The sequence below is a fragment of the uncultured Proteiniphilum sp. genome, assembly GCF_937873925.1.
GTDB lineage: Bacteria > Bacteroidota > Bacteroidia > Bacteroidales > Dysgonomonadaceae > Proteiniphilum.
Window position 1 is genome coordinate 46,584 of sequence record NZ_CALNAT010000047.1, and the last position, 9,773, is coordinate 56,356.

Genomic DNA, 9,773 nt, shown 5'->3' on the forward strand with positions numbered 1-9,773 from the left:
AATCAAGTGCATATCAAAATAACATATGAACAAGAAAGAGCAGACATATATACCATGGTTAGTGGTCGGGTTGTTGTTTATTGTGACAGCGCTGAGTTTTCTTGACCGGCAGGTTCTCTCAATGTCCATCATCAGGATTAAAGAAGATATCCCAATCTCCGACAGCGATTATAGCTGGATCACTAACGGGTTTATTGTCGGATATGCCCTGATGTTTACCCTGGGTGGGGTATTTATCGATAAGTTCGGGACAAAACTGGGGCTTGCTCTATCGTTGGCTATATGGACCATCGCCTCGGGTTTGCATAGCATCGCCACTTCAGTTTCTGCATTCGTTATCTTCCGGTTTATCCTGGGAATAGGTGAGGGAGCTTGTTTCCCGGGTGTTATCAAAAGTGTGATCGAGTGGATACCTGTGCAGAAGAGATCACTGGCGACCGGTATAGCCATAGGTGGTTCAGCCATTGGAGCTGTCATTGCACCCTTGATGGTCATTTATTTGCTCGATAGTATCGGTTGGCGGTCCTTATTTCTTGTTACGCCTGTCATCAGTTTTATCTGGATCGGCTTCTGGTTGTTTTTTAACAACAAAAAGAATAGTGCCTATAAAGTGCGGGGAATTCCATTATCCGGAAGCCAACCGGAAAAAAAATACTCATTTAAAGCAGTGCTGAAGAATAAAAATGCATGGATTTTTATCTTTATGCGGATATTATTCGACCCGATTTTTTATTTTCTCATGTTCTGGATACCTAAATTTATGAATGAGAGCCGCGATATATCATTGGAGTTGATAGGTAAACTCTTCTGGATACCTTTTCTTGTTTTGGGTATTTCCAATATACTGGGCGGATATATTTCTGATAAATTGTTCTTCAAAACACAAAGCATCGATAAAGCAAGAAAAATATTGATGGGCGTAGCGGCATTGTTGACGCTTTCCGTTCTCTTTGTGCCGGGTATTGATTCTGCATATGCTGTAATTGCCCTGATTTCCCTTTTTTTCTTTGCTCATGGGATATGGATCACCAACTACTCAACAGCAATAGGCGATGTTTTCGGTATGAAGGCTACATCTACCATGTTCGGATTGACCGGTACATTTGGTGCAATTTCGGCTTTTTTTGCGAATCGCGGGATTGCCCATATTGTTACTAACTATTCCTACGATCCGCTTTGGTTATGGGCAGGTTTGATGTATCCGTTCGCCTTCGTGATTCTGATGGTCTTTATTCCGAAAATAAAGAAACTGGATGCTTTTGCATAAAAAACAGATAATATATAAGTGTTAAATTGATTGTCATGAGAAATGTTATAAAAATAGATTATGCCTCGCAGGCGGCAAGTAAAAATCCGAGAGTCGGAGTAGTAGGCGTTGGCCATCATACCTACTGGGGACAGTTTCCGGGTTTGTTGGATGAAATGTATAAAAAGCTGGACATCTTCGTTGAAAAATTACCGGATTATGTGGATGTATTTGATTTCGGTTTGATTGATGATGCTGAAAAAGCGTATAAAGCAGTCAATACCATGACCACGGCGAATCTTGATTTGCTTTTTTGTGATATGGTAACTTACGCCACTTCCGGCACTTTCGCAGTAATTATGAGAAATCTGAATATCCCTATTGTGCTGGTAGCATTACAACCTTTGCAGGGGCTTGATTATACCAAAGCTTCCACTTTCATGCAATTGATGAATGACGATGTTTGTTCACTTCCGGAATTTACCGGAGTGGCGATGCGGCTGGGGAAACCCATTCCTGAAACAATAATAGGTACCTTGCATGATGATCCGGAGGTAGAGGCCCAAATCAATGAATATTGCCGGATCGCCAAAGTGTTGCATGGGTTGAAACATGCCCATTTCGGGCACATTGGCCATTCATTGAATGCCATGCTCGACATGCACTTTGACCCGACGATGTTTACTACCTTCTTTGGATGTCATATTAAAGCTTGTGAAGCAAATGAAATTGTGAAGGAATACAATGACGTGACCGCTGAAGAAATTGAAAAGGCCCAAAAACAGATTTTGGCTTTCTTCGACACACCGGATCCTGTATCTGATCCAATCTCAATGAAACTCAGGGATGAAGACCTGTATGTGGCTGCGAGAGTATATATAGCATTGGAACATTTTATTACAAAAAGCAGATTGAGCGGATTGGCCTATTATTACGACGGATCTGTTGATAGCCTGGAGCGTCAGATAATGAGCAACCTCATAGTCGGTAACTCATTGCTGACAGCCCGGAATATTCCTATGTGCGGGGAATCCGACGTAAAAACTCTGATCGCCTTGTTTATCATGGACAGAATGGGGATTGGCGGAAGCTTTGCTGAATTACACCCTGTCGACTTCGAGGGGGAATTCATCCTGGTAGGGCACGACGGCCCCCATAATATTTCAATAGCCGAAGGAAAACCAGTCATCCGAAGTCTGAAGAAATACCATGGAAAACCCGGTTCGGGTGCAGGTGTGGAGTTTAAAATCAAAACCGGTCCCATCACCATGCTGAGCATCAATTCAACGTATGATGGGAAATTCAAATTTGTCATCGCGGAAGGAGAATCCGTCGATGGTCCCATACCCCCGACAGGGAATACCAATACCCGCGGAAAATTCAAACCCGACATTCGGACTTTCCTGACTAACTGGGTTAAAGAGGGACCGACACATCATTTTTCCCTTGGGATTGGACACCATGCCAGAACCCTGAAAAAAATAGCCAATTATCTTGGACTGGAAGCTGTAATAGTAACCGACAAACAATAATACACAACTCAAATTTGAAAATACTTCCCGAATGATGAACAAAACATTGTTGTCAACGCTTGATATTGCAATTATCGTTATTTACCTTGGATTATTAATTTTCATTGGCTTTTATCTTAAACGAAGGGCTTCCAGAAACCTGGAGTCTTATCTGCTTGGAGGAAAATCTATTCCCTGGTATATGCTTGGTTTGTCAAACGCTTCCGGGATGTTTGATATTTCCGGTACCGTTTGGCTGGTAGCTATCACGGTTATTTACGGATTGAAAAGTATATATATCCCCTGGCTCTGGCCGGTGTTTAACCAGATTTTCCTGATGGTTTACCTGTCAGCATGGTTACGCCGATCCGGGGTAACAACCGGTGCGGAATGGATCGGATTTCGTTTCGGTAATGACAAGGGAGCGGTAACTTCGCACTGGATTATTGTGGTCTTTGCTATTCTCGTTTGTTTAAGCATGCTTGCCTATGGTTTTATAGGTATTGGGAAATTTATAGAAATATTTCTCCCCTTGAAAACCATATTTCCGTCATTAAGTTTTATTCCTGATGCATATGTTCCGCATGTCTGGGGTATTGTTTTTACTTTGTTTGCCGCTTTTTACGCTTTGATGGGGGGAATGATGAGTATTGTTTGGGCTGACGTGGCACAATATGCCATCATGACATTGGCTGCAATAGCGGTAGCTGTTATTGCTATGGTACACCTGGATATCATCGAATTCTCATCCTTGGTTCCGGAGGGTTGGTTCTCACCGGCATTTGGTAACCATCTTGCACTGGATTGGAGTGGCAAACTATCCGAATTCAACTCAAAGATTCAAACCGACGGGTATCAGTTGTTTTCTTTTTTCTTTGGGATGGTACTTATGAAAGGAATATTGGCCAGTATGGCTGGGCCGGCACCTACCTATGATATGCAGAAAATTCTTTCCACTAAATCTCCCCGCGAAGCATCATTAATGAGTGGATTTGTGTCCGTTATTTTACTTCCTGTGCGTTATTTTATGATCGCGGGGTTTGCAGTGATCGGACTGATCATCTTTGATCAGATCAAAGGGCAGATTACAGTGAACGGAGTAGTTGATTTTGAGTTGGTTCTTCCTGCAGTAATTGCCCATGAATGGATTCCTGCAGGATTGGTAGGGATAACTCTTGCCGGACTTCTGGCTGCCTTCATGTCTACATTTGCAGGCACCTTGAATGCTGCACAGGCATATTTAGTCAATGATATATACATTAAGTATTTAAAACCAGATGCTACCTCTAAACAATCCAATCGAACAAGTATCATTGTAGGCGTGGTTGTTGTAATAATCAGCATTCTTTTCGGGGTAGTTGCCGAGAATGTAAACAGTATATTGCAATGGGTAACAGGCGCGTTATATGGGAGTTATATTGCTGCCAATATTTTAAAATGGCACTGGTGGAGATTTAACAGCAATGGATTCGCATGGGGAATGATTGGAGGATTGATTCCGGCGCTTATATTGCCTTATGTGCCGGTTGTGAATACCATTCTGCCTTTATATTATTTCCCTGTTATCCTGGTATTTTCAGTCATCGGCTGCATTTGGGGAACCTACGCTGCTCCTGCAACAGATACAGCAGTACTGAAACAGTTTTATGCAAAGACACGTCCGTGGGGATTCTGGAAACCAGTACATGATATGGTCGTGGCAGAACAGCCTGATTTCCAGAAGAACAAAGCTTTTGGCAGGGATATGCTCAATGTAACCGTGGGTATTATCTGGCAAACAGCATTAGTCGCTGCGCCCATTTATCTGGTAGTGAAACAGGTTAGCTCTTTCGTTATTGCACTGGTAATTGTCGGTATAGGTTCTGTGGTACTCAAGAAAAACTGGTACGATAAACTTGAGGAGTAGAAATAATACCTTATCCTTAAATAATATTAAATTAGAGCGAAAAGGCATGAAAATATTATAGAATGAAAGTTTAAATGGATTTTTTTTATTTATTTGCAACTATTAAAAATCCAGTTAAGATGAGTAGTTATTCGATCAAATCCTTGGAACAATACTTTAAGGTATACCGGAAGTCGATCCGGAAGCCCAAGAAATTCTGGGCGAAGATAGCCGAGAATAATTTTACCTGGTACCGCAAATGGGACAAAGTGGTGGAATTTGATATGGAACAGGCGGAATTCACCTGGTTCAAAAATGGCAAACTCAATATTACCAAAAATTGTATCGACCGGCATTTAGCGAACCAGGGCGATCAGAATGCCATTATTTTTGAGCCCAACGATCCGGAAGAGCCGCCCCGCTATTATACCTACAGCCAACTTTATGCCGAGGTGTCCAGGATGGCCAATGTGCTTCGGGAACAGGGAATTCAAAAAGGCGACAGGGTATGTATTTACCTGCCTATGATCCCTGAACTGGCTTTCAGTGTGCTGGCCTGCGCACGTATCGGCGCGATTCATTCCGTGGTGTTTGCCGGCTTTTCTTCCAACGCATTGGCTACACGTATTAACGATTGCACCTGCAAGCTCGTTATTACTGCGGATGGTGGGTTCCGTGGAGCCAAGACTATCGACCTGAAACGTATCGTAGACGAGGCGCTTGTTAAATCCCCGACGATAGAAAGAGTGCTGGTGGTAAAGCGCACGGGTCAGGAGATAGATATGGAAGAAGGACGGGATCTCTGGCTGCAGCCTCTCCTGGATGAAGCGCCTGCTACCAGCAAGGCAGAGGTAATGGATGCCGAAGACCCGCTGTTCATTCTCTACACTTCCGGTTCTACGGGAAAACCGAAGGGGATGTTGCATACCACGGCAGGGTATATGGTCTACACTGCATACACCTTTAAAAATATATTCAATTATATGCCGGGCGATATCTATTGGTGTACGGCCGACATCGGATGGATTACCGGACACTCTTATACTATTTACGGCCCGTTGCTCAACGGAGCCACCACCGTCATTTTCGAGGGGATTCCTTCTTATCCCACCCATAGCCGTTTCTGGGAGGTGATCCAAAAACACCGGGTGAATCAGTTCTATACGGCGCCCACCGCGATCCGTTCCCTGGCAAAAGAAAAAATTGAATATGTACGGGATTTCCGGCTGGAATCGCTCAAGGTGATCGGGTCGGTCGGCGAGCCCATCAACGAGGAAGCCTGGCACTGGTATAACGACCACGTAGGCAACAAGCGATGTCCGCTGGTGGATACCTGGTGGCAGACTGAGACAGGCGGGATACTGATATCGGCCATCCCTTTTGTTACGCCGACCAAGCCCACATACGCTTCTCTGCCCTTTCCCGGGATCAAGCCGGTGTTGATGGATGAGTTGCGGAATGAGATCGAAGGCAATCAACAAATAGGCAACCTTTGTATCGAATATCCCTGGCCGGGCATTGCAAGGACTATCTGGGGAGATCATCAGCGTTATATCGATACCTACTTCAAAACATTTCCCGGTAAATATTTCTCGGGAGATGGCGCCCTGCGTGATGAAGTAGGCTACTATCGTATTACCGGGAGGGTAGACGATGTGATTATCGTCTCGGGACACAACCTGGGAACCGCGCCTATCGAAGATGTGATCAACGAGCATCAGACGGTAGCAGAGAGCGCTATTGTTGGATATCCGCACGATATCAAGGGAAACGCTTTGTACGGGTTCGTGGTGCTGAAAGAGACCGGTTTGTGGCGTGACCGGCAGAATCTCGCAAAAGAGATCAATCAACTGATCTCCGACCAGATCGGTGCCATTGCCAAGTTAGACAAGATCCAATTCGTAACAGGATTGCCCAAGACCCGTTCCGGGAAGATCATGCGGCGTATCCTCCGTAAAATCGCCGAAGGAGAGCAGTCCGACTTTGGAGATATCACCACGTTGGTCAATCCCGAAATCGTAGAGGAGATCAGCCGGGAGAGAATATAGCATTTTGTATCTATGTCAATTGGTTCTTGTTAAGTCTCGAAGTTATTCAGGTATTATAGCCTGAAATATCACTTTCGGTTCAATCTTTTCCCGGTTTATAGCATATATTTTAAACTTTTTAATTTTTGCTCTCCTCGTTTATACAATAAATTCAGTTTATATTCACAGTCATTAGTATCCCATTAAAATTGGGATGTTATTAAAAATCAAATAAACTTGGCCCATTATGCCCAAATCGTTCTTTGTCATTTTGAAATTTAGTTTTGTCAAAGAGGTTGAAGATGAGTTTTATCGGCCAATGGAATAAGGAAGAGGAGACACTGCATATCCTCCCGCACTGGAGCTGGGAAGGGCGGGAAGGAGAGGTAACCCCTGTCTTTGTGTATACCAATTCCCCTTCGGCTGAATTATCAATGGAAAGAGTCAGGGAAAAAGAACGAAAGACCTTTCCGTTCCGCTCGACGGAAGTTATACCGAAGAGGCGCAAAAGAATTTCGAACGGCAGAAACGGTATCGCCTGATGTGGATGGGTATCCGGTACGATCCGGGAACAGTGAAAGTAGTGACATGTGATGAGAAAGGAAACGCCATGGCTGAAAAAGAGATCCGTACTGCCGGAAAACCGTACGGATTGGTGCTCGAAGCTGATCGCGCCGTAATCAGTGCCGACGGCAAAGATCTGGCATTTATTACGGTATCGGTAACCATCGTCGAGTCGACGGAAAAGCCCGGTACCAAACCGCTGGAAGCAACGGCCAGCGGTTTGGGGAAGGCGAGTATAAAGATACAGACAAACTAATCCGGGCTTCCTAGTCGGGTATGATATCAGTCAGTTTTACGGCCTGGAACGTCATGTGGGCCACGCTGCTTTCGTATATAATACCGATTGTCTCTCTGTCGATCATCGTCAGGCATGAATAACCCCATCCGTGATCTTCGTCGAGAAGTAACTGATACTTATCGGGGAAAGAAGCTCCTCCATCCAGGCTGATTTTGATCGTTATCTTATTTCTTTCCTTGTTGGAGTTGGGATTTGAGAACACCAGGATATCTTTGTTCAGCACATTGTCTTTGGCGTTTACCTGTAAAAGGCTGGCCATGCACACCGGTTCCTGTAAAGCTTTCCGGGAGGAAGAGTGCTCCATCCATGTCAATCCCAGATCTTTGGTAGTTGAAATGGCACGGCTGCCGCCCCTGTTGTCACGCATGTTCAGCATAAGTAAGCCTGGTGCTGTTTCAGCCACTTGTGCTTCTGTCGTATTCGGGCGCGCCGGGTTATGTATTTTCCATGTTTCACCCCCGTCTTTACTGTACATGATGCCGGCAAAAGGAACGGAAGTCGAATCGATAAATTGTATCGGAAAGACCAATGTCCCGTCCTGCATGGTGATGCCTCTTCCGGGGCCTTGCAGCAGAAGTCTCCACGACGGGTCTTTTACCTGCTGCGTAATATTGATCGGTTCGGACCATGTTTTACCGTCATCGGTACTTTTTGCCAGGACAAGTTGTCCGGTTTCATTGATGTCCATTCCGGCCTGTGAGTTGTGCCATGCCCGTCTGTTCCCCATGCCGTGTGTCCATAACGCTATCACCCAGATTGTCCCTGCTTTCGTATCAACCAGTATGGCCGGATCGCCTACCCCGTTTTGCGCTTTCGGTAATCCGCCGTATTGGCCGAAACTCAAAGGAATCCGCATATCCTCCCAGGACTGCCCCTTGTCAGTGCTCCTGCTCAATCCTACGTCTACATACTCTTGCAGATCGACGCTGTTGTTGTAACGGATGTCGTAAACAGCCAGGAGTGTACCTTCTTTGCTCGTGGCTAATCCCGGGATACGATAAGCGGCAGCGCCGTCGTCACCGGCATGGCGTACCCCGATTCCCATGCGATGTGTCGCCGGCTTATCCTCCCTTGCTATAAGGGCATTTTTCCCGTCGAGTTTAGCCGAAGCAATATCTACATCAACCTTTGAGAGGAGTGAAGCGTTCGGTTTCATTTGCAAGCTAACCCAAAAATAGTTAATTCCCGGGAACAGGATATGTTCCGGCTTAAAAACCACTTCATTGGCTGGCGAAGGTTGCCCGCCTATTTTGATAGAATACGATGGAATTGCTTCACGTGTTTTCCCTTGTGCGTTATGACTCGAAATATACTGTACCGGGGCATAATGGATATTTTCCTTCCGTTCCGGTGCTTCGGTACCTCCATAATATAGTTTTACGGATGCTATCTCACCGAGATTGGTATCCCCGGCAAACCTGAGTTTTATCTCATCCAGTATCTTCGAATTCCGGGCATCTATTCGGATGTAAAACAATACGTTATCCGATCTGTCAATTAAGATCGGAATTTTTGTTTGTTTTACCTGTATCGTATCTGTTGCCTGAATAAAGAGAGAGAAGCAAAAGAATAAACAGCCTAAAAATAGTTTTTTCATCATCAATTATTTTTATTTATTGTTGAATAATGGAGTCACTAAATTCTTTAAATTCTATTACACCGTTCAAAAAACCCAATAGATTCCAGTTCTTTTTTGATAATAGTTTCCTCTTCGTCCGTAACGTTCCGGAATGGTGTACACGGTTGATGTCCTATCCAGGCCGATCAGCTTCATGATACACTTCCCGGCCACAATATTACCCCGGTAGCATGCGATTACGCTACTCACTCCGTTACTATTTCAATCAATATTTAAAATATATGCTGATATAATGGATGTAATATAAATATTTCTGCAGAATAAATATATTAATTTTATAAGTAAAAGATAGAAAATAATTTATTAAATAGGGAGCTGTTAATGATGTTTAACTGTTTTGTGTTCGGGGATGTTGTCAGGAGGATTTTATTGATTGTTATTATAATATGAACGAAGATAATCCGCAGGGAGAGAGGCGGTGAACGAAAAAGGAGAGGATAAGTTTCTATAAAAATATCCTTTATTTATTTTTTATTTAAAAAATATCCCTATATTTGTCAAGGATTTTAATTTTTATTATTGATCTGATAAAATAAACACATATATGAACTGGCAAAATGAATTTATACCGGCCTTTTCCCTTATATTAATAAAAGTTAACGG

General features: G+C 43.9%; 5 protein-coding genes and 3 pseudogenes. 5 read left to right on the forward strand and 3 right to left on the reverse strand.

Annotated elements, in window-relative coordinates; genetic code table 11:
• The first annotated feature begins 25 nt into the window (after positions 1–25).
• The 4 genes from Q0502_RS03635 (at position 26) to acs (ending at position 6,690) form a co-directional block, all read left to right on the forward strand.
• Positions 26–1,267, forward strand: a complete 1,242-nt coding sequence (locus Q0502_RS03635; protein ID WP_298647262.1) for an MFS transporter — start codon at positions 26–28, stop codon at positions 1,265–1,267.
• Positions 1,268–1,302: 35 nt separating this feature from the next.
• Positions 1,303–2,778 carry an L-fucose/L-arabinose isomerase family protein gene (locus Q0502_RS03640; RefSeq protein ID WP_298647263.1) on the forward strand — a complete coding sequence of 492 codons (1,476 nt, stop codon included), beginning with the start codon at positions 1,303–1,305 and terminating at the stop codon, positions 2,776–2,778.
• A gap of 31 nt (positions 2,779–2,809) precedes the next feature.
• Positions 2,810–4,663 (forward strand): sodium:solute symporter family protein, encoded by a 1,854-nt coding sequence (locus tag Q0502_RS03645; RefSeq protein WP_298647265.1) that lies wholly within the window; start codon positions 2,810–2,812, stop codon positions 4,661–4,663.
• 119 nt (positions 4,664–4,782) lie between these two features.
• On the forward strand, positions 4,783–6,690 hold the full coding sequence (gene acs, locus Q0502_RS03650) for an acetate--CoA ligase (RefSeq protein WP_298647269.1): 1,908 nt from the start codon (positions 4,783–4,785) through the stop codon (positions 6,688–6,690).
• Positions 6,691–6,889: 199 nt separating this feature from the next.
• Here the strand turns inward: acs and Q0502_RS03655 are convergent.
• Positions 6,890–6,995 (reverse strand): annotated as a pseudogene (locus tag Q0502_RS03655) (IS4 family transposase); the annotation flags it as partial.
• On the opposite strand from Q0502_RS03655, the pseudogene Q0502_RS03660 reads away from it, so the two are divergent.
• Positions 6,990–7,489: pseudogene (locus Q0502_RS03660) on the forward strand (DUF4982 domain-containing protein); the annotation flags it as partial. The pseudogenes Q0502_RS03655 and Q0502_RS03660 sit on opposite strands and share 6 nt — an antisense overlap.
• A gap of 10 nt (positions 7,490–7,499) precedes the next feature.
• On the opposite strand, the gene Q0502_RS03665 reads toward Q0502_RS03660, so the two are convergent.
• Positions 7,500–9,128 carry a sialidase family protein gene (locus Q0502_RS03665; protein ID WP_298647274.1) on the reverse strand — a complete coding sequence of 543 codons (1,629 nt, stop codon included), beginning with the start codon at positions 9,126–9,128 and terminating at the stop codon, positions 7,500–7,502.
• Positions 9,129–9,175: 47 nt separating this feature from the next.
• Positions 9,176–9,359, reverse strand: a pseudogene (locus tag Q0502_RS03670) (N-acetylneuraminate lyase); the annotation flags it as partial.
• Positions 9,360–9,773: the final 414 nt, after the last annotated feature.

Coding starts and splice junctions, on each gene's coding strand:
- Q0502_RS03635 (WP_298647262.1), top strand. CDS start 26: ATGAACAAGAAAGAGCAGACATATATACCATGGTTAGTGGTCGGGTTG.
- Q0502_RS03640 (WP_298647263.1), top strand. CDS start 1,303: ATGAGAAATGTTATAAAAATAGATTATGCCTCGCAGGCGGCAAGTAAA.
- Q0502_RS03645 (WP_298647265.1), top strand. CDS start 2,810: ATGATGAACAAAACATTGTTGTCAACGCTTGATATTGCAATTATCGTT.
- acs (WP_298647269.1), top strand. CDS start 4,783: ATGAGTAGTTATTCGATCAAATCCTTGGAACAATACTTTAAGGTATAC.
- Q0502_RS03665 (WP_298647274.1), bottom strand. CDS start 9,128: ATGAAAAAACTATTTTTAGGCTGTTTATTCTTTTGCTTCTCTCTCTTT.